19 protein-coding genes are annotated in these 25,288 nt (G+C 49.8%); 8 read left to right on the forward strand and 11 right to left on the reverse strand.

Annotation, left to right across the window (positions count from 1 at the left end; genetic code table 11):
* Nucleotides 1-254: 254 nt before the first annotated feature.
* Nucleotides 255-1,100, forward strand: a complete 846-nt coding sequence (locus ACJ2PR_RS03885) for an MBL fold metallo-hydrolase (protein ID WP_446875994.1) — start codon at nt 255-257, stop codon at nt 1,098-1,100.
* A gap of 25 nt (nt 1,101-1,125) precedes the next feature.
* On the opposite strand, the gene ACJ2PR_RS03890 is transcribed toward ACJ2PR_RS03885, so the two are convergent.
* The 4 genes from ACJ2PR_RS03890 to ACJ2PR_RS03905 form a co-directional block, all read right to left on the reverse strand.
* Nucleotides 1,126-2,217, reverse strand: a complete 1,092-nt coding sequence (locus tag ACJ2PR_RS03890) for an anthranilate phosphoribosyltransferase family protein (protein ID WP_446875996.1) — start codon at nt 2,215-2,217, stop codon at nt 1,126-1,128.
* 56 nt (nt 2,218-2,273) lie between these two features.
* Nucleotides 2,274-3,218: a LysR family transcriptional regulator gene (locus tag ACJ2PR_RS03895; protein ID WP_446875998.1), complete on the reverse strand. Its 945-nt coding sequence runs from the start codon at nt 3,216-3,218 to the stop codon at nt 2,274-2,276.
* A gap of 246 nt (nt 3,219-3,464) precedes the next feature.
* On the reverse strand, nt 3,465-4,547 hold the full coding sequence (gene psbA, locus ACJ2PR_RS03900) for a photosystem II q(b) protein (protein WP_446856430.1): 1,083 nt from the start codon (nt 4,545-4,547) through the stop codon (nt 3,465-3,467).
* A 316-nt stretch (nt 4,548-4,863) separates the two neighbouring features.
* Nucleotides 4,864-5,439, reverse strand: a complete 576-nt coding sequence (locus ACJ2PR_RS03905; protein ID WP_446876000.1) for a glutathione S-transferase family protein — start codon at nt 5,437-5,439, stop codon at nt 4,864-4,866.
* A 271-nt stretch (nt 5,440-5,710) separates the two neighbouring features.
* Between ACJ2PR_RS03905 and ACJ2PR_RS03910 the strand changes: the two genes are divergently transcribed.
* Nucleotides 5,711-8,809 (forward strand): DUF4912 domain-containing protein, encoded by a 3,099-nt coding sequence (locus ACJ2PR_RS03910; RefSeq protein WP_446876001.1) that lies wholly within the window; start codon nt 5,711-5,713, stop codon nt 8,807-8,809.
* A 165-nt stretch (nt 8,810-8,974) separates the two neighbouring features.
* Here the strand turns inward: ACJ2PR_RS03910 and ACJ2PR_RS03915 are convergent, their stop codons facing one another.
* Nucleotides 8,975-9,991 (reverse strand): alpha/beta fold hydrolase, encoded by a 1,017-nt coding sequence (locus tag ACJ2PR_RS03915; protein WP_446876002.1) that lies wholly within the window; start codon nt 9,989-9,991, stop codon nt 8,975-8,977.
* 150 nt (nt 9,992-10,141) lie between these two features.
* Between ACJ2PR_RS03915 and ACJ2PR_RS03920 the strand changes: the two genes are divergently transcribed.
* The 3 genes from ACJ2PR_RS03920 (at nt 10,142) to ACJ2PR_RS03930 (ending at nt 16,228) form a co-directional block, all read left to right on the forward strand.
* A complete protein-coding gene (locus ACJ2PR_RS03920; RefSeq protein WP_446876003.1) occupies nt 10,142-11,659 on the forward strand; it encodes a toll/interleukin-1 receptor domain-containing protein in 1,518 nt (505 codons plus the stop codon).
* Between the two features lie 296 nt (nt 11,660-11,955).
* Complete coding sequence (locus tag ACJ2PR_RS03925) at nt 11,956-15,498, forward strand: WD40 domain-containing protein (protein ID WP_446876005.1); 3,543 nt, start codon at nt 11,956-11,958, stop codon at nt 15,496-15,498.
* A gap of 361 nt (nt 15,499-15,859) precedes the next feature.
* Nucleotides 15,860-16,228 (forward strand): hypothetical protein, encoded by a 369-nt coding sequence (locus ACJ2PR_RS03930; RefSeq protein ID WP_446862586.1) that lies wholly within the window; start codon nt 15,860-15,862, stop codon nt 16,226-16,228.
* 445 nt (nt 16,229-16,673) lie between these two features.
* On the opposite strand, the gene ACJ2PR_RS03935 is transcribed toward ACJ2PR_RS03930, so the two are convergent.
* The 3 genes from ACJ2PR_RS03935 to ACJ2PR_RS03945 are packed head-to-tail and all read right to left on the reverse strand — an operon-like array spanning nt 16,674 to nt 21,159.
* Nucleotides 16,674-18,590, reverse strand: coding sequence for a response regulator (locus ACJ2PR_RS03935; protein ID WP_446876006.1), 1,917 nt, complete (start codon nt 18,588-18,590; stop codon nt 16,674-16,676).
* 5 nt (nt 18,591-18,595) lie between these two features.
* Complete coding sequence (locus ACJ2PR_RS03940) at nt 18,596-19,033, reverse strand: response regulator (RefSeq protein ID WP_446871675.1); 438 nt, start codon at nt 19,031-19,033, stop codon at nt 18,596-18,598.
* Nucleotides 19,030-21,159, reverse strand: coding sequence for a GAF domain-containing sensor histidine kinase (locus ACJ2PR_RS03945; RefSeq protein ID WP_446876008.1), 2,130 nt, complete (start codon nt 21,157-21,159; stop codon nt 19,030-19,032). Before ACJ2PR_RS03945 ends, ACJ2PR_RS03940 begins: the two co-directional genes overlap by 4 nt.
* A 293-nt stretch (nt 21,160-21,452) precedes the next feature.
* On the opposite strand from ACJ2PR_RS03945, the gene ACJ2PR_RS03950 reads away from it, so the two are divergent.
* The gene (locus tag ACJ2PR_RS03950; RefSeq protein WP_446876013.1) at nt 21,453-21,599 is read left to right on the forward strand and encodes an SUMF1/EgtB/PvdO family nonheme iron enzyme; all 147 of its coding nucleotides are present in this window, start codon (nt 21,453-21,455) and stop codon (nt 21,597-21,599) included.
* A gap of 3 nt (nt 21,600-21,602) precedes the next feature.
* Nucleotides 21,603-21,803, forward strand: coding sequence for a hypothetical protein (locus ACJ2PR_RS03955; protein WP_446876009.1), 201 nt, complete (start codon nt 21,603-21,605; stop codon nt 21,801-21,803).
* Nucleotides 21,804-21,813: 10 nt separating this feature from the next.
* Here ACJ2PR_RS03955 and ACJ2PR_RS03960 read toward each other — a convergent pair whose 3' ends face one another.
* The 3 genes from ACJ2PR_RS03960 to ACJ2PR_RS03970 form a co-directional block, all read right to left on the reverse strand.
* Nucleotides 21,814-22,275: a hypothetical protein gene (locus tag ACJ2PR_RS03960; RefSeq protein WP_446876010.1), complete on the reverse strand. Its 462-nt coding sequence runs from the start codon at nt 22,273-22,275 to the stop codon at nt 21,814-21,816.
* Between the two features lie 34 nt (nt 22,276-22,309).
* On the reverse strand, nt 22,310-22,489 hold the full coding sequence (locus ACJ2PR_RS03965; RefSeq protein WP_446876012.1) for a hypothetical protein: 180 nt from the start codon (nt 22,487-22,489) through the stop codon (nt 22,310-22,312).
* A gap of 440 nt (nt 22,490-22,929) precedes the next feature.
* Complete coding sequence (locus ACJ2PR_RS03970; protein WP_446861731.1) at nt 22,930-23,523, reverse strand: hypothetical protein; 594 nt, start codon at nt 23,521-23,523, stop codon at nt 22,930-22,932.
* A gap of 219 nt (nt 23,524-23,742) precedes the next feature.
* Between ACJ2PR_RS03970 and ACJ2PR_RS03975 the strand changes: the two genes are divergently transcribed.
* On the forward strand, nt 23,743-24,972 hold the full coding sequence (locus ACJ2PR_RS03975; protein ID WP_446871671.1) for a sensor histidine kinase: 1,230 nt from the start codon (nt 23,743-23,745) through the stop codon (nt 24,970-24,972).
* Nucleotides 24,973-25,288 lie beyond the last annotated feature (316 nt).

The following is a 25,288-nucleotide window of genomic DNA, read 5'->3' on the forward strand; positions in this document are numbered from 1 at the left end:
AAGAGGCTTGGGAAATTCCTGAGCCTTTAATCTTTATTAGAAGATTGTAATGGTGGGTAGACTGGTAGCTCCCTCACTGAAATGGGTAGCATATGAAGATATCAAAGCTGAAGCGGCAAGCATTTCTACTGTTTAGCCATTGGTGAACCAAACCTTTTTTGACCCAAATGTCACACTCTGACCGTGAGACAACCGCTCCTGATCAACACTCTCAACTCAGATTACAGGCTCTTGAGGCAAGCGCAGATCCAGAAATGACCTATTCACCAGAGTTCGTGATCCAATTTTGGGGGGTGCGAGGTAGCATTCCCGCCCCTGGCAGCGAGACCGTCCGCTATGGGGGAAACACTTCCTGCGTCGAGATGCGAGTCGGCGGCAAACGGTTGATCTTTGATGGCGGCACGGGCCTGCGGGTTTTAGGCAAACAGCTACTCAAGCAGTCCCCCGTCGAAGCGTACATGTTCTTCTCCCATTCCCATTGGGATCACATTCAAGGCTTTCCCTTCTTTCTGCCTGCATTTATTCCCGGAAACTGTTTTCACATTTACGGCGGCATCGCTCCCAACGGCGCGACCATGAAACAGAGACTCAGTGACCAGATGCACCATCCCAACTTTCCGGTGCCAATGCAGGTGATGAAGTCAGACATGAAGTTTTATGAGCTGTCGGCTGGGGATGTTGTGCAGTTAGATGACATTACGATCGAGACAGGCCCGCTCAACCATCCCAACACGGCTCTAGGCTATCGAGTTACCTGGCAAGGTCGCACCGCCGTTTACGCTACTGATACCGAACATTATCCCGATCGCATTGACGAAGATCTGGTGTATCTCTCCCGCGACGCAGACGTTTTGATTTACGACGCTTGCTATACCGACACAGAATACTACGATACCAAAACTCCCAAGATCGGCTGGGGACATTCTACCTGGCAAGAAGCGCTGAAAGTTGCAGAAGCGGCCCGGGTCAAGAAGGCAGTGATGTTTCACCACGACCCTAACCACGACGATGATTTTCTCGATCAGGTAGAAGCCGAGGTGCAAACGATGTTTCCCAATAGCCTATTGGCGCGAGAAGGCATGATTTTGCCCGTAGTTTAGCCCGTTAGCAAAGAGAACAGAATCCCTAATCTCTGCTTGACACAGCACTAGCCGCATCGACAGCCGCAATGATCTGCTTGAGAGTTTGAGCGACCTTGCCTTGAGAGAGAAGAGCCTCCGCCAGTGAGAATCCTGCTTGAATGTCAGAGCAGACTCCACACCGCCACAGATAGAATCCTCCATTCCACAGGACAGCCTGCATCATCTCAGAGGGTTTGCCCTGCAAGACGGTTTGAAAGCTGGTGATTAGATCGTCAGGGGATGCGATCGCGACTTCCTTGCCCGCAAACCCAAACTCACGAGGAACCAGATGTAGCCGATCAAACGTACTTTCACTGGTGAGGTTTGACGGGTGAGTCGGCGTGTTGAGACCGATGATAGCAGTACGATCGCGAGGCAAGTCACAACTCCCTTCTAGCCCTTTGACGGTCGTAAAATGCTGCAATCCCCGCAGGGCAAACGCTTCACGAAACATGTTCTCGGTCGGCGGATGCACAAAGCCACTCACTAAATGCGTTTCACCCGCATAGGGCGACCACATCAACTCCAACGTCGAGAAGGGAGGACGCTTGCCGATCTGGTCGCGATAGGGCACGATTCCTTGTGCTAGAGGAAAGTGATTGGGCACATAAACAAACCCAAGTTTTGTCGCTTCCAGAACCTGCTGAACTTGAGCAAGAGACAGCTTTTCCCAATGGATGCCCAAGCTATTCCACAATTCGATCAGGGGAATGCCTTCTTTGGTAGGCATCCGATCGCCCCCATGCAAAATCACAGGAACGCCTGCCGCAACGAGAATCAACGTCGTGATCGGTAAAATGGGAGCCGTGCGCGATCGCCCATCATAAGGAATCGAGAACACGGTCGCTGGATAGGAAGCCGCGATCGGTTGAAGTTTTGGGCCTAACAGATCATAAGCGTCGAGCATTCCCGCCAGCTCTTCTCCAGTCGGGCGCTTGATGCGATGGGCAATCATAAAAGCGCCAATCTGGGCAGGGGTTGCTTCTTGTAGCAAGATCATGCGAGTGGCGGCCGCTGCTTCTACCCGGCTCAAATCTTCACTGGTATGAGGGCCGCTGCCCACTTTTCGCAGTAGCGCTCTAAATTCGTTGCTCATAATCCCATTCAACCAAACTTAAGGGTTTCTCCAGACTGGCTCGATTCGGTGTGACTTTAGACTACCGCTCTGGGCGATCGAGCAACCGTATTTTCTGCAACCATACTGGCGGGAATCATCAATTCATGAACAAGCTGACGAAAGCGCTGAATTGGAGGAATTTGTAGCCGATCTTGAGTAGTGACTAAGACAACTTGGCGAATAATGGTGGGGTCAGTGGTCGATCGCACGGCCAGCATCGGGTCGTGATGGACATCCTGAATAGCTCCCTGGGGCAACAGCGCAATCAGTTCACCCTGCCGGACAATCCCCCGAAAAGCATCCAGTGTATTGAGTTCGAGAACCGCATTCAAAACGGCTCCCTGACGCTGGAATTGTTCTTGTACCAGTCGCTGCATCCCATATCCATCTTTAAAAACCACCTGGGGAAACCGCACCAACTCTGACCAGGGCACTTCAGCGTATTGAGTGAGCGGATGGTTGGCCGACATCAAGATTTTGACTGGCTCATCATAAAGCGGATCAACCACCATATCGGGACTAGCTGTCAGGAAACGGTTGTTCATCACGATCGCCAGATCCACCAGCCCATCTTTGAGAACTTTGAGGGCGCGATCGCTGCCCAGGGAAGTGACTCGTAGCTGAACTTCTGGATATTGTTGGCAAAACTGCTGAAGCACAGGCGGCAGATGAAATGCACAAACTGAGTGAATTGCAGCAACACAAAGTTCGGGCTGCTTGCCTTCTAAGAGATCAGCGAGTTCTTGAGAAGCGGTGCGCCATTCATGCCAAATTTTACGAGCGTGGGGGAGAAAGCGATCGCCTGCGACAGTCAATTTTGCTTGAGCCGTGCGGTGCAGCAATGGCAACCCTAGTTCTGCTTCGAGACTTTGAATCTGCCGACTAATGGTAGATTGCGTCACGTCACACTTACGAGCAGCCTGCTGAAAGCTCCCAGTTTCGGCTACGGACAGAAATGCCTGCAACTGCTCTAAACGCATGAATTTTGTATTATGGATAACACTTACCCGTGACCTTAACGGATTTGGAGAAGAATTTTAGTAAAAATTGATACTAGAAAAGAACAGAAATTTTTGAGGGTTATGCAGAGACATCAGCCCTTTGCTTTGGGAAGAAAGAGAATACACTACCTCGAATCGATCTCATATTTCGTCTTACTGTCTAATAACTTCATAGCAAAAGCCCCCCATCGCTGGAGGGCTTCTCATTTCAAGCGTCAGTCAGGACTAAGCGTTGATAGCGGGAGCAGACAGGGCCACAGGAGCCGCTTGCCCAGCAGCCAAGTCCAAGGGGAAGTTGTGAGCATTGCGCTCGTGCATCACTTCCATCCCTAGATTCGCCCGGTTGATCACGTCCGCCCAGGTGCCAATCACCCGTCCCTGCGAGTCGATGATGCTCTGGTTGAAGTTGAACCCGTTCAGGTTGAATGCCATCGTGCTCACGCCCAGGGCGGTGAACCAGATGCCGACGACGGGCCAGGCACCCAGGAAGAAGTGCAAGGAACGCGAGTTGTTGAAGGAGGCGTATTGGAAGATCAACCGCCCGAAGTAGCCGTGCGCTGCCACGATGTTGTAGGTCTCTTCTTCTTGCCCAAACTTGTACCCTGCGTTCGCGGATTCGTTCTCGGTCGTCTCTCTCACCAGTGAGGAGGTGACCAATGACCCGTGCATGGCGCTGAACAGGCTGCCGCCAAACACTCCGGCGACTCCCAGCATGTGGAAGGGGTGCATCAGGATATTGTGCTCGGCTTGAAATACCAGCATGAAGTTGAAGGTGCCGGAGATTCCCAGGGGCATTCCGTCTGAGAAGCTGCCTTGTCCAATCGGGTAGATCAGGAAGACGGCGGTCGCGGCTGCAACAGGGGCGGAGTAGGCAACGCAGATCCAGGGGCGCATTCCTAGGCGGTAGGACAGTTCCCATTCGCGTCCCATGTAGCAGAAGATGCCGATCAGGAAGTGCAGGACGACCAGTTGGTACGGACCGCCGTTGTATAGCCATTCATCTAGGGATGCGGCTTCCCAAATTGGGTAGAAGTGCAAGCCGATCGCGTTTGAGGACGGAACTACGGCACCGGAGATGATGTTGTTGCCAAACATCAGGGAGCCAGCAACGGGTTCGCGGATGCCGTCGATGTCCACGGGCGGTGCGGCGATGAAGGCGATGATGTAGCAGATGGTTGCGGACAGGAGGGTGGGGATCATCAATACGCCGAACCAGCCTACGTACAGGCGGTTCTCGGTGCTGGTGACCCAGGAGCAGAACTGCTCCCACAGGTTGGCGCTTTCGCGTCTCTGTAGTGTTGTCGTCATGGTGAATAATTACGGGGTAATGTTCCTGGTGGAACGGAATGTATGCCATTACAATAACGGGATTGTTAAGAAATGTATAGTATGACTTCTCTGATGTTTGTGATAAGTAATGCTTATATTTTTAGTTTTGACTGGTCATAGAAGGGCGATCGCAACCCGTTCTAACAAGTCCTGATGTGGAATACGGTTCTTGAAGAGGCGCTGCCTTATTTGATGGGGAGGAGGGGTTCTCTTTTTGAAGAACTGAGTAGCGATCGCCGCCGCAGTCTCACTAAAACGTTGACTCTCCGTCTAAACCGTGTGAATTGTGCATCATCTAATTGAGTTTTTTGCCATGATTCTCGATTCTCTGTTGCCAAGACTCCATCTGAGGATAAGCAGCAAGCGAAATCCCCAGTCGAGGAAGCAAGGGAACGATCGTTCCTGCAACAATATCTGCAAGCGTGAGTTGATGACTGCCAAAGTAGGGACGATCGCCCAGCAGCATACCCAAAAAACTCAGCACTTGATTAACCTGTTGAGTTGCTTGCTCAAACTGAGGAGACGCTTCACTCTCGCAAATCAAAGTAATCACTTCTGGGAAAAGCTCATTGACGGTAACCATCTGGGTCATGCGAACGATCGCCAATCCTTGTGCGTCTTGGGGTAAAAGTGAAGGCGTTGGATACTTTGCTTCCAGGTAATCGAGAATCGCCAGAGACTCAATAACTGTGAAACCATCGTCAACGATCGCTGGAATGTGATGAAACGGATTGACAGTCAGAAATTTTGGCTGCAATTGATCGCCGTTTAGCTCCACTAACACTGGCTCAAATGGAATGTCTTTTTCGAGTAGCGCCAGCCAGACTCGACGAACATTGGGCGACAGCGGATTGTAATAAAAGGTCAGCATTCAGGGTTTTGGAAAGAGAAAAGGACGATCAGTTCTCAAGGTAGCAAACCAGCGTATTGGAAATTTTGGTTTCAATTTTTGGTGACTTCTTGTAGGGTGCTTACAGAGTTGATCGCACTTTGATCGCACTTTGATCGCACTTTTTAAAACAAAATTTTTAATCTGAGAAGATGTCTGGTTAAACCTTGAGAAAAATCGAGGACTATATAATTAGCTCGTCTTTTGTGACAATGAGTTTCAACCTGACCCTGTGTGAGTTGCGTTAAGTCCAATGCTGCAAAAAAAAGATTCCTCAATTCTCAAGTGGGCGCTACTGGCTGCCCTGGTCACGACTGCTCCTCCGATCGCAGCGACGATCGCACCTGTTGTAGCCCAGACAGCAAGTCCTTCCCCAGCCTTTTCGCTGCCAACCACAGTTCCCAAAGGCACGACTGTGCGAATTGACGGCTCAAGCAGCATGGCCGCAGTCAACCAGGCTCTCAAGCAGCGCTTTGAAACTCAATTTTCTGGGACAGCCGTAAATGTCGGATATGCAGGCACCCCTGCTGCCCTCAAAGCCCTGATCGATGGAAAGGTAGATTTGGTGGGGATTGGTCGCCCTCTAACTGCGGAAGAGAAAGCGCAGGGGTTAGTGTCCGTTCCGGTGGGGCGAGAAAAAATTGCGATCGTCGTCAGCACAGAGAATCCGTTTAACAAGAGTTTGACGATTCATCAGTACGCTAAAATCTTTCGCGGCGAGATCACCGATTGGTCAGAAGTTAGTGGCGCTCCGGGTGCGATTCGGGTGATTGATCGTCCCGAAGTTAGCGATACTCGGCAGGCTTTTCGTAACTATCCTGTTTTCAAAAGTGCTGAATTTAAGACAGGCACGACGGCCCAACCTGTTGCGGAAGACAGTACGGGAACAGTAATTCCTAAACTGGGAACCGATGGAATTGGGTATGCGATCGCCAGTCAAGCGCTTGACACTCCAGGAATCCGACCGCTTTTGATGCACAACACGCTGCCTGATGATCCCCGGTATCCCTTCTCGCAGCCTTTGGCTTACGTTTACAAAGGAACGCCCAGTCCAGCAGTTGCCGCATTTTTGGGCTACGCAACCGCATCCGATGGACAGCAAGCCATTCAGTCTGCAAAAGCAGATCCAGGCGCGATCGCCGCAGGAAGTCTAGGCGCAGCAGGCGTTGCCAGCTCACTCAATGCTGCTGCTAGTCCAGTAGCCAGCCCAGCCGTGTCTCCTAACGCAACGGCTTCTCCCAGTCCGGTCGTTTCTCCGACGGTTGCCGCTCCTAGCCCAACGGCTTCCCTAGAGGTGGCGCAGGCTCCTTCAACCGGAGGCACCGTAGGGGCAGTTAGTCCAACCAACGAGGGAGGAGTTCCGCCGTGGCTGTGGTGGCTGTTGCCATTAGGGTTGATTGGACTGCTGCTGTGGTGGCTGTTTGGTAAGAGAGATTCAGAATCAGAGACGATCACTCCCCCGACTTCAGAGGTGACCCCGCCCATTTTGCCTGGTGAATCCAGCCCCCCTAGCGAAACGGTTGACCCTGCTTCTAGAGCGGGATCGGTGATCAATTCAGATAGAGCCGCAATTGCAGAAGTTCAGCCCGCTTCTGGAGCGACTGGCAGTATTTCTCCCGAACTTTTAGGGGGTGCAGCGCTGGGAGCAGGTGCGTTGGGGATGATGGGAGACGATCGCGCTTCAACTGATCTGACAACCTCTGAAATTGAGGGGGAACCTGCTGCGATCGCTGATTCAAGCATTGATAGCTCGATAGACGTTACGCCTGTAGAAGGGGAGTTGGTTGCTCCAGAGCTTTTAGACGGTGAATCGTCAGCGACAACAGCGTCTTCTCCAGATCCCGGACTGTCTCTAACAGATGTCGGAGCGATCGCAGGAGGAGCCGCCCTGGTAACGGGAGCCGCCTGGGTAACTCGCTCTGGTCAAAATCCGTCTTCTGCCTCACCAGACTTAGAAGCGTCAACGCTGGAGACGGCAAATTTAAATGAGGAACCCCTTGTTACCCTGGACACGATTACAGAATTGGATGAGCTAGAAGCGATCGTGGACGCGGATTCTGAAGGAACCGTAAATGAATCAACGACCGTGACAGTGGACGAAGACGCAACGGTATTAGACCTTTCGGAGGCAGAGGTCGCCATTGTTGAGCCTTCGACGTTGGGAGTGACCGAAGGAGTTGGGGGCGTTGCGCCAGGGTTGCCTGGAGTGGCGGCGATCGTCGGAGGTGCCGCCCTTACCGCAGGAGCGGCCGCCTGGTCGTTGCCAACCGATCGTTCTCAAGCGACTGTCGAAGCTGCCAAATTTGATGTTGGACAAACTGACCTCACCAGTGAAACGTTAGCCACCGTCGATGAAGGACTGCCTGACTTGCCCGATGGCTATGGAGAGAGCCGAATTGTCTTGTTACCTCGCGACCCTCAGTGGGCTTATGCCTATTGGGATGTGCCGATCGAACACCGAATGCAACTCCGGCAGCAGGGCGGTCAAAATCTCGTTTTGCGGCTTTATGACGTGACCGATGTTGACCTTGATCATCAAAAGCCACATAGCTTGCAGCAGTTTGATTGTGATGAGTTGGCGCGAGACTGGTATCTTGCAATTCCGGTGAGCGATCGAGAGTATCTGGCTGAGATTGGCTATTTGACGGCTGACGGTCGCTGGTTAATGCTGGCACGATCGCTTCCGGTGCGAATTCCGCCGATCTACCCGTCTGACTGGTTTGAAGACCAGTTTTCGACGATCGCCTGGGAAGAAGATCTGCGCGGCAAGACGTTTCTGGAGTTGGTGCCACCGGAGACTCGTGCTGCGGCAATGCCAACCAATCCTATTTACGAGAAAATCTTTGGCATGGCTCAAGGGGTCGAAGCTCAACGGATTGCAGGTTCGCTGTTTGGCTCGATGCAACAGGTGCCTCAACAGGCAATTAGCTCGTTTATCTTCCCGTCGGGTGTGGGAATGGGGATCGCTCCTGGTGTTGGATTGCTAAATCTGCCTGGGATGGGGATGTCGGGAATCGGCATGTCGGGAATTGGTATGTCTGGAGCCGGATTTGGGGCATCAATGCCGCCGATTCGTCCTCGCAAATTTTGGTTAGTGGCTGATGCTGAACTGATTGTTTATGGGGCGACGGAACCGGATGCCAAAGTGACGATCGCTGGACAACCTGTGAAACTCAACTCGGATGGCACTTTCCGCTTTCAGATGTCCTTCCAGGATGGCGTGATCGACTACCCGATTTTGGCCGTCGCTGCGGATGATGAACAGACCCGATCGATTCACATGAATTTCACCCGCGAAACGCCACGTCGGAATACGAACACAAAGGACGAGGCGACGGATGAGTGGTTTTAGTGGACGGAGGTTTTTCGCTTCGGTGTTTAGTTCTTCTGCCTCCCAAACTGCCAATTCTGGAGGACTTTAAGATAAGAGTTCGGCTTAAAGTTGCTTAAGTTTTGGGGATACAAACTTTCTAAAGGGCAGGAGTCGGAAAAAGTACTACTTCTGTCCTTTGCTGGTTTAGGAGAGGTACTTGTCTAAAAATGGCAGAATTCCCTGGGCTAATTCTTCGGGGTATTCTTCGTGGAGACCGAGAGAACCGGGCATTCGATGAACTTGTACGCCCGAAAAGTGAGCCAGCACTTCTACTTCGGCGCGAGATTTGTGAGGCATTTTTTCACCAATCACCATCAGAACGGGAATCGGTAGCGGCTGAAATAAATTGAACCACGCTTCTCTTTTTTTGACGGCATCTAACGCGCCTGTGACAAAGGCTGCTGAGGCAAATCGGGCATTTCGGCGTTTGGTGGTTTGCCACTTTTGGCGAATTAAGTCTGGTGTAATGTGCTGCTTTTCTGCAAAAACGTGCCGACCGTACATCAACTTTAAGAAGCCACGGGTTGTATTCAAAAAGTAGAGAAGTTGACCGACGATCGGCAAATTAATCAAAAGCTGCAAAATTCGATAAAAGCGGCGGTGTTCTCCCATTGCAGTTGGTAGCGGCCCGCGCCAAGTTGGAGACACTAACACCACCCAGCGCCAGGGAGGAGCTGAACTGCGATAGGCTTTTGCAGCGATCTCCATCACGTAGGCGGCCGAATGTCCAGCAGCCACGACGACGACAGGTTCAGAGAAGATGGTCTGGATGAAATTGCGTAAAAAAGATTCGTAAAGTGCAGGTGTGTGAGCGATCGCCAGCCGCGAAGAGTCGCCAAACCCCACCCAATCGAGCGCAACGACCTGATACTTTTGAGACAGACGTTGGGCCAGTCCGCGCATTTCCGATCGACTCGAAACGCTGCTCAGAGACGGTAACAATAAAATGGGCTTTCCTTCTCCCAGGACTTCGTAAGTGGTCACGATCGGCTTGTCTTTCCAGTTCCAGTAATGCTCTTTGACACTGCCGCCGATTCCGCCTTCTGAAGCCACGACCGCATCTGTAGGATTGTTGCCCGTCACAGTTTTTTCGTCCTCAAAGCGCTCAAATAATGGAAGATCCCCTGAACCACGATACGCTGTTCTTTCGCCTTTGCACATGGGGATTGGAGAAAATCAAGTTAGGACGATCGCTCACTGCTAGAAATTTTCTCAAGAAGCCAACAGTCCCCATTACTATTTGAAGAGGTGTCTCGTTTATTTAGAAAAACTGCTGCAACTAGAAGCCTCTCTCTTCGATAGGAGACTCGCATGGCTGACGTGTTCATTTCATATTCGCGCAAAGATAAGGACTTCGTGAGAGCGCTTCATGCGGCGCTGGTTCAGCAAAATCGCGAAACCTGGGTTGATTGGGAAGACATTCCGCTGACGGCTGACTGGTGGCAGGAAATCCAATCTGGAATTGAGACGGCCGATACGTTTGTGTTTGTGGTCAGTCCCGATTCGATCGCCTCCAAAGTCTGTCGAGAGGAGATTGATCACGCCGTCAAATGTCATAAACGACTGGTGCCGATCGTTCATCGTGAGGGGTTTGACACCCAGCAGATTCATCCGGCTTTGGCGAAACACAACTGGTTATTTTTTAGAGCAGAAGATAACTTTGAGCAAGCGTTTCGGTTGTTGGTGACGGCGATCGACACCGATTTAGAATACGTCAAACAACACACTCGCATGTTGGTCAGAGCGATCGAATGGGAGACGCAAAATCGCAATTCTGATTTACTTTTACGAGGCAGTGAGTTAACAGCGATCGTCCAACGTTTATCAGACATTGAAGCCAAAGAGCCGCGCCCGACTGGTCTGCAACGGGCTTATGTGATGGCCAGTTTGGAGGTTGAAAATGCTCGACAAACGCTAGAAATTCGGCGACAGAGAAATCAAACGATTGGGGTTGCGGTTTTCTCAATCTTTGCGTTGTCTGTGGCTGCTTATGCGTTTCAGCAGCGTGGGTTTGCCATTCAACAGCGACAGGTTGCTTATGCACAAAACAAAATCGCCTTTGCTCGTCAGCTTGCCTCTCAAGCCAATCGAGAAACCAGTCAAGAAAATGCGCTGCTGCGACAAGAAAATTTGCAGGCTGCCCAGGGAGTCTTGACCTTAAAACTGGGACTGGATGCACTGCCTGCCAATGCGCTTGCGCTCTTGAGTGGACTCGACCCCCAAATTGTCGAATTGAGTCCTGATGGCAACTATATGGCGGCGATCGGTGCCGATACGACGTTACTCGTCTGGCATGTGACAAGCGGCAACCTGATTTTTAGCCAAAAACAACGCCAAGCGGTGAAGATTAAATTTAGTCCAGACTCTCAGCTTTTGACCTGTGCGCGGGCTGACGGCAGTTTGGAGATTTGGAAAGTCGCACCTCAAGCGTTCGAGTCAATTAGAGAATTTCGGGCACATTCTCAAACGTTAACGGCGATCGCCTTCAGTTCCAACGGTGAATATTTGGCAACGGCAAGCCGCGATCGCACGGTCAGCGTTTGGTCTTTGGATGGCACACTGATGTACAGGTTGTCGCAGTCAAGGGCTGTCAGTTCTGTTGCGTTTAGCCCAGATGCACGGAAGCTTGTGACCGCGAGTAATGATCCGATCGCGCGTGTTTGGGATAGCAAAACGGGTCAGCAAATTGCCTGTCTTCAGCATGAACAAGATGTGAGATTGGTGGCATTTAACCAAAATGGTGAGTATTTAGGGACGGTGAGCGGCGATACGATCGTTCGAGTTTTTTCTCAAGGGGCGATCGAGGAAAGCGGCAAAACTCAGTGTTAGAAAGCTGTCAATTTGGGCGTTGCTGATTGGAGGGATGAATCTGTGAGAAGTGTTCATCTTTTCGCCCCCTAAATCCCCCAATTTTGGGGGACTTTGAACCTTGGGTTTCCCGCCGCTTTGGGGCAATTCATCCCCTGATTCAGCAACGCCAGTTTTTTCGCTGCGTTGATTAGACCTTCTGCCTCCCAATCTGCCAATTCTAGGGGACTTTGAATTCGAGTGGTGATCAGTCAGCATTCCGGAGAGCGTTTCTGATACGGTGAAATAAATGCTACTGGCCTATTGGAGAAAAGCGCATGGCTGACGTTTTCATCTCCTATTCTCGTAAAGATAAACCATTCGTTCAGGCGTTGTATACGGCACTGAGCAAACAAGATCGTGAGGTTTGGATCGATTGGCAAGACATTCCTCTGACGGCTGATTGGTGGCAGGCAATTGAAGCTGGAATCGAAGCCGCTGAGACGTTTGTGTTTGTGATCAGTCCTGATTCGATCGCGTCTCAAATCTGTTGCAAAGAGATTGCTCATGCAGTTCGTCATCACAAGCGATTGGTGCCTGTGGTTTGGCGGGATGATTTTGACATTGAGCGGGTTTATCCGACGCTGAGAAAGCACAATTGGCTATTCTTGCGATCGCAAGATGATTTTGAAACGGGACTGCGATCGTTGCTAAAAGCCATCGACACGGATCTGGATCATGTTCGGCAACACACTCGACTTTTGACTCATGCGATCGAATGGCAAAACAAAAACAAAAATCCAGATTTGTTACTTCAAGGTAGTGAGTTAGAAGAAACGATTCAATGGTTGACGCAGAACGCTGAAAAGGAGCCACGATCGACAGATTTGCAACGCGAATACATTAACGCCAGCCGCAAAGCTGAAATTGCTGAACAGGAAGCAGAAATCGATCGACAAAAAGCTGAAGTTGCTAAACAAAAAAAATTACGTCAGGCGACCAATGCAGCGTTGATTGCTGTGATGAGTGGTTTGGTGATTGCTACAGGATTAGGAATCTTTGCATTTCGGCAATACCAGACCGCAGAAACGAGTCGCAAAATTGCCAGAGTGAATGAGATAAAAGCCCTCAGCACGTCCTCGAATGCGTTGTTTCACTCCAATCAAGATTTGGATGCGTTGGTGACGGCATTAAAGGCGGTTAGTTTGGTGCAGTCCTCAACCTGGGCGGATTCTGAGACTCAAAATCAAGTGCGATCGACCTTACAACAAGCAATCTATGGTGCCCAAGAACAAAACCGCATTGAGGGAAAACCGGGGGTGACGATCGCCAATTTCAGCCCCGATGGAAAACTGGTGGCAATGGGCAATGCTCAAGGAGAAGTGAAGCTACAAAGTACTGATGGTCAGAAACTTCAGACGCTTAAAGGACATTCCGACCAGATCACGGGTTTGAGTTTTAGCTCCGATGGAAAAAAGCTGATCACCGCCAGTAAAGATGGCACGATCAAACTTTGGAGCATCGACGGCAAAGAATTGAAGTCTTTTGAAATGAGAGGTGCTGGAGCGTTTCGGTTTAGCCCCGATGGGAAGACTTTTATCTTTAGCACTTCAACGGGTGCAATTAAGCTGTGGAGTTTAGAGGGTCGAGAACTGCTCAATCTTCGGAGTGTTTACCCCAACGATCTTGCTTTCAGTCCCGATGGGAAAACGATCGCCGCAGCCGTTGACAAAACGGTGAAACTTTGGGACATGCAAGGGCGGTTAATCAAAACCTTGAAGGGGCACAAAGCCGATGTGACTAGCGTTGGGTTTAGTCCTGATGGCAAGACGGTTCCTTCGGAGTTGCGCGGAGCGCTAATCGCGACTGCCAGCCTGGATAAAACCGTCAAGCTTTGGAGCCGAGAAGGTCGTTTGTTGCAATCGCTGCGAGATGGTAGTTTGGCGACCGATAGTAATTGGATTGCAAGAGTCCAGTTTAGCCCCGACAGCAAACGGATCGCGATTACGACTTATGGACGCACGATCGAGATTTGGACAGTAGATGGGCAAAAACTCAAGACGATCAATGAAATGAACAGTCAGGCGATGAGCGTCAAGTTTAGCCCAGACGAGAAAACGATTACTTCTGCTAGTTGGGAAGGAACGATCAGAGTTTGGAATCTGCAAGATCAGAAACTCAAAATGCTGTCAGGGAAAGGCGTTGATGGAATCAAAGTAATTGAATTTAGCCCAGATGGAAAGGTAATGGCGATCGCTGGAGAGAACGGACGGGTGAAATTGTTGAAACGCTCAGGGCAAGAAATTAAAACATTCGCTGCACACGAAAAGATTGTGACTCAACTTCGGTTCAGCCCAGATGGGAAAACCCTGCTCACCAGCAGCGATGGCTACACAACTTATCCCGACTCGTCACTAAAACTTTGGACATCTGATGGTCGCCTCCTCAAAACGTTTAGAGGACAGCCATCGGGCATTCCTGAACTGAGCCTCAGCCCTGATGGTCAAAGCGTGGTGACTGGGGACTATGTAGAATCTGGGCTGCGGGTGTGGAGCCTGCAAAGTCAGAAATTCCAGATCTTTAGAGCACACAACACCTCTATCAACAGTGCTCAGTTTAGCCCCGATGGGAGAACGATCGCCTCGGCAGATGAACGGGGCACCATTCAGCTATGGAATCTCAAGGGTCAAGTTCTCAAGTCTTGGAAAGGGCACAGTGACTGGATTGGTGCAGTGCGCTTTAGCCCCGATGGTCAGTGGTTGGTGTCGGGTGGAAACGATTCCACCATCAAGTTTTGGAATCTGAATGGACAGGAACTTAAAACGCTGAAAGGACACACGGCTAGAATTCAGGATTTGAAATTTAGTCCAGATGGTAAAACACTCGTGTCTGCCAGCAAAGATAAAACGATCAAATTTTGGAATCTGGAAGGACAGGAACTGAAGACGATCGAAGCAAATGAGACCGCTGACATTAGCAGCATTGCATTTAGTCCAGATGGTCAACTTCTCGCCTCAGTGAATAATGACAATAAAATTAGCTTTTGGAATACTGAAACATCAGATTTTAATCGTTTGGTCACTCGTAGCTGTGATTGGCTCAAAGATTATCTGCTCAATCATCCTGAAACGCTAAAAGACATCACGACGTGTCAAAATTCTACACTTCTAGCTCAAGCTTCTGCAACATTAATGAGACGGGGAGAAGAATTCGCAAAAACTGGAGACGTAAAAGCAGCGATCGCTCAGTTTCAACAAGCCAAAGAATGGAATCCTCAACTCGATTTGAATGCTGAGACAATGGCTCAACGATTGGCCGATCGAGGCGAAGGAGAACGCCTGATTTCAGAAGGGGAAGACCTGGCGAAAGCTGACAAAGTTGAGGAAGCGATCGCTAAATTCCAAACCGCTCAAAAGCTAGGTGCTGACCTGAACTTCGATCCGAGACTCAGAGCTAGACAGGTTGCAGCCGTTTCTTTGATTACAAAAGCGGAAGAATTGGTGCAACAGGGAGAAGTCAAACAAGCGATCGCTCAGTTTAACCGCGCCAAACAACTCGATCTCACGCTCAAAATCTCCGTTGATTCTTGGGACAATCTCTGCTGGTATGGCAGTCTTCATGGACAAGCCGCCCAAGTGATGGATGCCTGCGAAAAAGCCGTCGCCTTCTCACCTCCCGCCGAAGTGGGATATCACCGTGACAGCCGTGGAGTTGCTAGAGCCATGATGGGCGATCGAGGGGGAGCGATCGCCGACTTTGAGGCTTACATCGCCTGGACAAATAACCCCTCAAATCAGCCCAAACGCAAACGCTGGATTGCCGCACTCAAAAAAGGCAAAAATCCCTTCACTCCCAAAGAGATCGAAAGTTTGCTTTATTAGCGTGAATTCGATGAAGTTTTTTTGCTTCGTTTTTGGGGCAGCAGATCTCAACAACGCAGCAAAAACAATTTTTGAACATTGCTGAAACAGCTACTTGACGAGAATCAAAATTCCAGATATTCTCTCAAATCAAGGACATCTTTTCGTTACGGGAAAGTCGTCTGGTCGCCCAAAAAATCTAGTCTGTCGCCGCCCAACGTTGTTACCAGCAACAGAGGGCAGCTAACCCACGAGACTGTACAGGCAGTCCGGAGGGCTAATGGAGGATTTTATCACTCCTTTGGCCGCTCTGACTTGTTATGACCGTCGGGGCGGCTAGTTTTTTGGGTTTCTTCGGAGACCTAAATTTGGAGTAATTACGATGGCACGTCTTTTGAACGCTGGCTTTTGGCTGTGCGATTTCGCCTACGCATTTTTAGAAGCAATTCAACTTCGATTTCTTCCCGATTCTATTCCCCGATTCATTCCGTTTCGCGTTTCATCTCTTGTTCCGTTACAGGATCTTTTACCTGACACTGCCATTCCTCACTCTGATGAGTTTGAAATCCTGCGGGTGCTAATTATCGGTTCCTCAGACGGGGTAACTGAGACGATTCAAAACCTACACGTTCGACGATTTGCGAATGCCACCGATTGGAGTCCCTTGTTACCTGCCCCCTCGTTTGGCGAAGTGATGAGCATTCTGACCCGACAGCGCCAAAAATTGGAAGACGGTGGATCGCAAATTTAATGAGCGATCGCTTTCAACACAACCTGAATCTAAACTAAAAGCCTTCTCTTAACGTGAATTTGATGAAATCTTTCGCTGCGGTGATCGCTCCGGGCAGCCCCCTAAATCCCCCACGAGTGAGGGACTTTGAGCAAAAAATCCCGTCCGGAAGTCCCCCAGATTGGGGGGTTGGGGGGCGAAAGTGCTGAATCACGAAGCGAAAAAACTTTGTCGAATTCACGCTAAACTAAAAGCCTTCTCTTAACGTGAATTCGGTGAAATCTTTCGCTGCGGTGATCGCTCTGGGCAGCCCCCTAAATCCCCCACGAGTGAGGGACTTTGAATCAAAACTCTTGTCTTTAAAGTCTCCCAGAATTGGCAGCTTGGGGAGCAGAAGACTTGAGCAACGCAGCAAAACAACTCATCCAAATTCACGCCAAAACTTCACGCTAAACAAGGTCAATCTCTACCGCTCAACATTCAACTCAACATTCAGCAACGCCACCTCTTGCAACGTGCCCAACAACTCTCTAACGGTGAATGGCTTTGACAAAAAACGCTGCACTCCCGCCGCCGCCGCTTCCCCGATCATGCTCTTAGAAGACAAGCCGCTCATTGCCACAATTTCTATCTCAGGATTCATGCGCTTTAGGATAGCAATCGTCTCTGGCCCATCCATCACAGGCATCATCAAATCGAGCAAAACCAGCCGAATATCTTGAGAATATCGGGCATACAGGTCGATCGCTTCTCGTCCATTCGTCGCCGTCAACACCTGATACTCATAGCTTTCGAGGGCAATGCGCGTACTGTCTCGCACGGAGGCTTCGTCATCCACCACCAAAATCAGACTATATGCCCCTTTGCGAAGCTCTGAATCATCCTGCGATCGCGCCTCCCTAACCATCACCGCAGGCAAAAACACCTTAAACTCTGTGCCTTTCCCTTCTTGACTACTGACCGTCACAAACCCACCGTGACTTTTGACAATTCCGACCACCGTCGAAAGCCCCAAGCCCGTCCCTTTTCCTAACTCTTTGGTTGTAAAAAATGGCTCAAAAATTCGCTCTAAATTGCTCTCAGGAATGCCCATTCCCGTATCGGCAATGCTGATCACAATGTAGGGGCCAACTTGCGCTTCAAAATTCAGTCGTGCGTCGTTTTCGGTGAGCCATTGATTTTGAGCAGAAATCGTCAGCAGCCCTCCTGACAGCATCGCATCGCGCGCATTTACACAAAGATTCATTAGCACTTGATGCAGTTGAGTACTGTCACCCGAAACCGTCCACAAATCTTTGGGAATGTGGGTACAAACCGTGATTGATTTTGGAAAAGTTTCTTGAATCGTTCTCTCAATTTCTCCGATCAGATGCCTCGTTTGCAAGACCATGCGCCGACCTTCGACTCCGCGCGTAAAAGACAACACCTGTTTGACCAGATCCGCTCCCCGCTTGGCGTTGGTTTCGAGAAGCTGTAGGAGAAGCTGACTGCGATCGTCCAGATTTTTGAGCTTGAGCGGCAATAGTTGAGAGGCAGCGAGAATGGGTGTGAGAATATTATTCAAATCGTGAGCAATGCCACTCGCTAGTGTTCCAATACTTTCTAAACGCTGTGCGCGGAAGAATTGTGCTTCCAGTTGTTTCTTTTCAGTAATATCGGTATCAACTGTGAGAATTGACTTTGGTCGCTTGGCATCATCTCGTACTAGCGTCCAGCGACTTTCGACGATCACTTCTTGACCTGATTTAGTAATCTTATTTAGTTCACCAATCCATTCACCTTTTTCTAAAACAGTGTTCACGGCCTCTTTTAGCTGCGATGACGATTTGCGATACATTAATTGATTGACATTTTGACCGATCGCTTCTTCCGCTTTCCATCCAAACAGCCGTTCTGCGCCTTTGTTCCAGAATACAATTTTGTGTTGTAGATCGCGTACCAGCATTGCATCGGTTGTGATCTCTAAAAGAGCGGCTTGTTCACGAATTTTTTGTTCGGCTCGCTGTCTCTCAATGGCATATCGTAGCGATCGCGCCAGCAAATCTCCGGTGACTTTTCCTTTGACCAAATAATCCTGTGCCCCTTCCTGCATCGCTTTCAACGTCAACGTTTCATCATCCAACCCTGTGAGAACGACGATCGGAATCGCAGACACCCGTTGATGAAGTTTGAGAAAGGTTTCTAGCCCCAGGCTATCGGGCAGCGTCAGATCGAGAAGAATTACATCAAAGCTGGCGATCGTCAGATGATTGATCGCCTCATCCAATCGAGCCACCTGAGTCACAACAAATCGATTAGAAGATTCCTTCAAAATCTCCAGTAGCAGCCGAACGTCCGCAGGATTGTCTTCAACCAAGAGCACTTGAATGGGTTGTTCTGCCATAATTCTCACTCTGGTGGGAGCTTGACGATCGTGAACCAAAAATCTTCGATCGATTGAACAATTTTAATGAATTGATAAAAATCTACAGGTTTAGCGATATAACAATTTGCATAGAGGTTATAAGCTTTGATAATGTCTTCTTCTGCCTGAGATGTGGTGAGAATGACCACTGGAATTCGCTTTAATAACTGATCCGCTTTGATTTCTTCCAGCACTTCTCGCCCATCTTTTTTGGGTAAGTTTAAATCGAGCAAAATCAAGTCTGGGTGGGGCGCTTGTGCATAACTGTCTTGCCGTCGGAGAAACGCGATCGCTTCGACTCCATCTTCGACAATGCTGAGATTGATGTGCATTTTGCCTTCTGCCAGGGCAAGTCTCGTCAAGTGAGCATCCCCAGGATTGTCTTCGACCAGTAGCACTTGAATCGGCAGTGGGGTGATCATGGCGGTTTTTCTCCTCGATCGGGCAGTGTAAAACAAAACGTCGATCCCTCTGCGGGGGCTGACTCGACCCAAATCCGGCCGCCGTGACGTTCTACAACTTTTTTGCAAATCGCCAACCCGATTCCTGTACCGGGATACTGACCGCGCGAGTGGAGCCGCTGAAAGATGACAAAGATGCGATCGTGATATTGCGCCTCAATGCCAATTCCGTTGTCGCTGACCGAGAAAAGCCAGTCTTGATCCAACTGTTCTGCCTTGACCAAAATTTTGGCAATGCCTTTTCCCTGAAACTTGATCGCGTTGACAATCAGATTTTGAAAGACTTGTGTCAGTTGACTTGCGTCTGCCATCACGTCAGGAAGGCGATCGTACTTCACAACCGCTTGACTTTCCTCAATAACGAATTGCAGATTGGCGATCGCTTGTTTGAGCGAAATTGTACTGTCAATCCATTCAAAGGGTTGCCCACGGGTACTGACACGAGACAAACTCAACAGATCATGGATTAGCGCTTGCATTCTAATCGCGCCATCGACCGCATATCCAATGAATTCATTTGCGTCAGTATCTAGTCGATCTTTATAGCGTCTCTCCAGCAGTTGTAAATAGCTTGTCACCATCCGTAATGGCTCTTGTAAATCGTGAGATGCCACATATGCAAATTGTTCTAATTCAGTGTTCGATCGCAGCAGTTCCTGGCGTTGTCGAGTTTCTCGCTCTAGCAGTTCTGCTTGTGAAATGGCGATACCAATCTGGTTTGCTAACTGCTGTAATAAGTCTGTTTCAAAACTGCTCCATTGCCGAGTCTCGCCGCATTGATGCGTAATCAACAATCCCCAAAGCGCGTCTCTACAGAGGATTGGAACCACCAGATTCGCTTTGACTGCAATCTGCTCTAAAAATGCTCGATGACAGGGATGAATGTTGGCGGTTTTGATATCCTCGATCGTGCTGACCCTGCCCTGCTCATATCTTTTCCAATAATCTTGCTGAAAACAGGGATCAAGAACGTCTTTTCCCAGCGTCACGGGATAGCCCGGAACCACGGATTCCTGCACAACTTTGCCTGATCCATCCGCCCACAGCCGAAAGATTAACACCCGATCGGACTGCAATAATTTCTGAATCTCCGTCACCGTAATTTGCAGAATCTCTTCAAGCTGTAGCGACTGGCGAATTTTGAGCGTAATTTCTGAAAACAATCGCGTACTCACACTTTGTCGCTCAAGTTCTTCTTCTGCCTGCTTGCGCTCCATGATGTCAATGCAAGAACCGATGTAGCCAAAAAAGTCTCCACTTGGCGCAAATCGGGGCGTTCCGGTATCCAAAAGCCAGCGATAGTCTCCGTCAGCCCGTCTCAGCCGATACTCCATTTTGAAGCTGCGGCGATCGTGAAAAGCCGTCAAAAACGTATCCATACACCGCTGCAAATCATCAGGATGAACGCCCTCCGCCCAGCCATTGCCCCATTCTTGAGCCAGCGATCGTCCCGTAAACTCTAGCCAAGACTGATTAAAAAACGTACAGCGGGCATCCACTCCGGCAATCCACAACAGCACAGGCGCACTGTCCGCCATCGTCCGAAATCGAGCTTCACTCTCCCGCAGCGCGGCTTCGACTCGTTTTTGCTCAACGTTCGCGTCTGACAACACTTGCACATGCCGCTTTAACTCTAGCTGAGTGATCACCTGCCGCCCCAACGCCTGCAAGCTCTCTAGCTGACTGGTTGTAAAAGTACGAGGCACATCGTCCACCACACAGATCGTTCCGATCGCTTCTCCTGTCGGGGTAATCAGCGGCACTCCAGCATACGATCGCACTCCCAACGCCACGGCTCCATTGTCAACCCACCGCTCATCTGCCAGCGCATCAGGAATCACCAACACTTGACGCTGTTGTACACACCAGGGACAAAACCCCACCTCTACAGGAAGCTCGGTCACGTCTAAGCCAATTTTTGATTTGAACCACTGCCGCTTGCCATCAATGAAATTGATCAGCGCGATCGGCACCTGACAAACTTGAGCCGCTAACCTCACCAGATCATCAAATGAGGATTCAGCTTCACTATTGAGAATTTGATACTGCTCAAGGGCAAGCGTGGAGGAGTCTGATGCAGTGTCCATGAGTCGTCGAATTTCAGGTGAATGGGCTTTCGTCTCATGCCCCTTAGTTTATGAATGAACTGTAGTAATTGGAAATAGGACGTAATGAATTGCTACAAGATAGACACATTTGTAAACACAAAAACTGAGCAATCCTTTTCTCAGAAACCGTAATTCTAAAGTCTATTAAACAAGCATGATTTGTCTCTGTAATCACTGACGAGTCACAACTACGAATGCCAGCATGATTAGATCACACAACCCTAAGTGAACTCAAAACCTGCTCAAATTTTGTATGAACTAGTGAACAACGTATACTACGGGGCGGTTCGTGGTTCAACCTTCCGTCGAACTGTCGCGCTGCCAACCGCAACTCTAACTCTCCCGCCGATCGCAACTACAATGTCGGTTTTCGGGTGGTGTGTTCGGTTTTTCCAGCACTCTTCTCACGTCAGAACTGAACAATGGGAATTGTTTGGGCGTATCTAGAAGAGTCCAGACCTGTTCCGGTGAGGAAGGCAACAACCTCCAAAAATAAAACCGAACCGGATAGCTTGGTAGGCGAAAGCCGAAGACTTATCCGGCTCATTGAGCTTTATCGCAGTCGAACCAATTGTGTCGAGGCGATCGCAAGTACGGAGACAATCAACGTCAGAAGGGGTTAGATACGTGGATTTAGGAAGAGCGATCGTCTGACCTTGGTCGCTGTCGAGTCAGAATGCTCATCACTTCACCAAACGAGGGCGCAGGCAACAAAGGACTCCAGTCTGTCGCATTCGCAAATCGTCGAACGTGGAGATTTTGAATCGTCTCCGTTACCCCGTCAGAGGAACCGATAATTAACACCCGCAGGATTTCAAACTCATCAGAATGAGGAATGGCAACGTCAGGTAAAAGATCCTGAAGCGGAATGCGAAGCGAAGTAATCGTGAAACGAGGAATGGTATCGGGAAGGAAACGGCGTTGAATCAATTCTAAGAATGCGTAGGCGAAATCGCACAGCCAAAAGCCAGCGTTCAAAAGGCGCTCTGCCATGATGGGTACTCCAATTTTAAGTTTCCGAAGAAACCCAAAAAACCAGCCGCCCCGACGAACATCACAAGCCGGAGCGGCCAAAGGAGTGATAAAATCCTCCATTAGCCCTCTGGACTGTCTGAGTCAGTCTCGTGGGTTAGCTGCCCTCTGTTGGTGCAAACAACTTTGGGCGGCGACAGACTAGATTTTTTGGGCGACCAGACAGCCTTCCTGTGATGAAAAGATGTCCTTGATTTGAGAGAATATCTGGAATTTTGATTCTCGTCAAGTAGAGACTGCGGTAAGTTTCAACCAAAATCTGCGAAAAACAGGGCATTGCTGAGTTGTGGGATGAATTGCCCCAAAGCGGAGGGAAACCCAAGGTTCAAAGTTCCCCAATTTTGGGGGATTTAGGGGGCGAAAAGATTGACACTTCCCACGCATTCATCCCTCCAATCAGCAACGCCAAAAACAGCACCGACTTAAGCAAAACTGAACGCTCGATGTCTGATTTCTATCATCAGTCGAGGATTCAAATTGTTTGAGTCAGTGCTGATTTGAATGTAAATTCGATGCAAGATTTTCGCTTCGATGTCAAGCTTCAGCCCCCCAACCCCCCAATCTGGGGGACTTTAAGAGAAGATTTTCGGTTCAAAGTTCCTCACAGGTAAGGAATTTAGAAGGTGACCGGAGTGATAATCGCAGCGAGAAATTTTGGGGGACGATCGCACATTCAGGCGTTACCATTTCCCCCTTTTCTAAGTCGGCGCTAGAGAATCAGTGAGCAACACCCGCCCGTACACGCGCCGTCCCGATCGCCAGCCCTTCCTGAAAGGCAGTCACGCCAAACACTTGATTGAGTGCCCCGGCTGCTTCGGCGGTCAGCGTTACGCCTACTTTGTCCAAAACAATGCGATCGTTGCTCGGAGTCAGCGGAGGAGTCACGCCAGAAATCGCCAAATCAAACAGCGGTGCCCGAAATGCCAGACCATCGTTGACGGTGACCAATCCTGTCAGGACGGGCTTTTCGCCGAGCGTGGTGATGATGAAATCAGTGAGTTCAACCGTGGTGTCACCTGCTTTGAGCGACAAACCGCCCCGGTGAATGATTTCGGCTTTGACAGTGCCCAAGTCGATCGCGCCACCAGAAATCGGGAACGAAACGACTCCATCCACCAAAGTACCTCTGCCCACAACGCCCGGTGCAACTTGCAGAGAAACCAGCGCATCCACAAACGTACTGCTGAGTTGAACCGAAGTTCTGCCTCCGGTGAGCGGCTCAGTCGGGGCGGCCATCACTGGAGCACTCAAGGCCGCCATCAAGGAGACAACACCCGCGATCGCTTGCAGTTTTTGATTCAAAAAGCTCATGGGACTTCTCCTAATTTGTGTGAAGTTGTAGCCTGATGGTACTGAGCGATCGCAAGCTGTCAGATCGATCTGATGTCCCAGTCCTGTTAGGAGAAAAGGACTAATCTAAATTAGGACGTTTTTCCTATTGAGTTGGGCCCTGATTTAGGCGATCTGGTCGTAGAAGTCGAACAATGGCTCAGATAAACTGAGAAGAAAACCTTCCTGTAAAATCGCTGAATGCAACCATCGAGCCAATCCTTTCGCCTTTTGCCCTATTTAGAGTGGATTTTGCTGGGGCTGATCACGCTGAATGTCTTGCTAACAGCGGCAGTTTATCCGGCTCCAGAATTCTCGGTGTTTGCAGTTTTGAGTATTGCAGTTTTTGGAGCGATCGGGTTTTATCGTCCGACGCGCATGGTTTCTAAGCTGATTTATACAGGTTTAGAATTTGCCATTATTTTGATTCCTAATTTGTTAGAAAGCCGTATTCCACCTGTTCCATTGTTGGGTCTGATTGCAGTTATTCGCGGTTGTCAAATTTATGCTCTTTGGGGTCGCTTGACGGTTGCAGGATTGACGCTTTTAGTGTTTTTATACAGTGTATTTTTTAGAAGTCAGACGATTTTGATGACCTGTCGATCGCTGGGACAAATTCAACCAAAACTAGAACAACTGATCACCAACCCATTAAATTATCAATTAAGTTCAGCGTTGTCGTTTGGCTTAACGTTGGTGTTTGCGTTCCCGTTAGTTTATGCGTTGTTAGCAGAGCGTCAGAGTCGCAGTCAGCTTGCGATCGCCCACACCCAACTTCGACGATATGCCCAACTGGTCGAAGATCAAGCCAGCCTGCAAGAACGCAACCGCATCGCCCGCGAAATGCACGACTCCCTGGGGCACACCCTCACCGCTCAAAGCATTCAGCTAGAAAACGCACAGCTATTTTTGAGAAGCCAGCCCGATCGCGCCGATCGATTTCTCAACGAAGCCCAAAAACTCAGCGCCAAAGCCATTCAAGACGTGCAAGAATCGGTGCAGGCGTTGCGGTCTGATCCCCTCGGCGGTAAGTCTTTAGCGCAAGCGATCGCCACCTTGGTCGAAGACTTTCACCACACCACAGGCATTGCCCCAGACTGCACCATTCATCTCTCACATCGACCCACGACGGAAATCAAAACCGCCCTCTACCGCATCGCCCAAGAAGCTTTGACCAACATTTGCAAATATAGCGAAGCGACTCAAGTTACCCTTCAACTACAGGAAAGTGGTAATCAGATCATTCTGCGAGTCGAGGATAATGGAAGAGGGTTTTACCCCGATCAGAACACAACCGGATTTGGGCTGCGGGGAATGCGCGAACGAGCGATCGCCCTCGGAGGACAGTTTACCCTCGTCAGCCAGCCCGGATGTGGATGTCACTTAACGGCCTCGATTCCCATTTCTAGGCAAGGTGCAACTTTTTCTTAGCCCCCTTTTTAATGGGGTCTACCGTGTACACACAAGTTGATTGATCCGTCATTGCCGAGACCCTTCGCCCCCTAAATCCCCCAAAATTGGGGGACTTTGAATGCTAGGCAATCTCTCTGGGTCAAAGTCCCCCAGATTGGGGGATTTAGGGGGCTGAAGCCGATTGAAACGAAGCGATTCCGGACTTGTGTGTACACGGTAGTTTTTAATGGGGTTGGGGGATCGTACCGTTGGAGGCACAGTCTAGAGATCCTTAATCCCCAATCAAAGGCTCCGCCGCAAGCGGACGGAGTATGAACAGCCATTTTTTCTGAGC

It is taken from the genome of Phormidesmis sp. 146-33 (genome assembly GCF_052939515.1).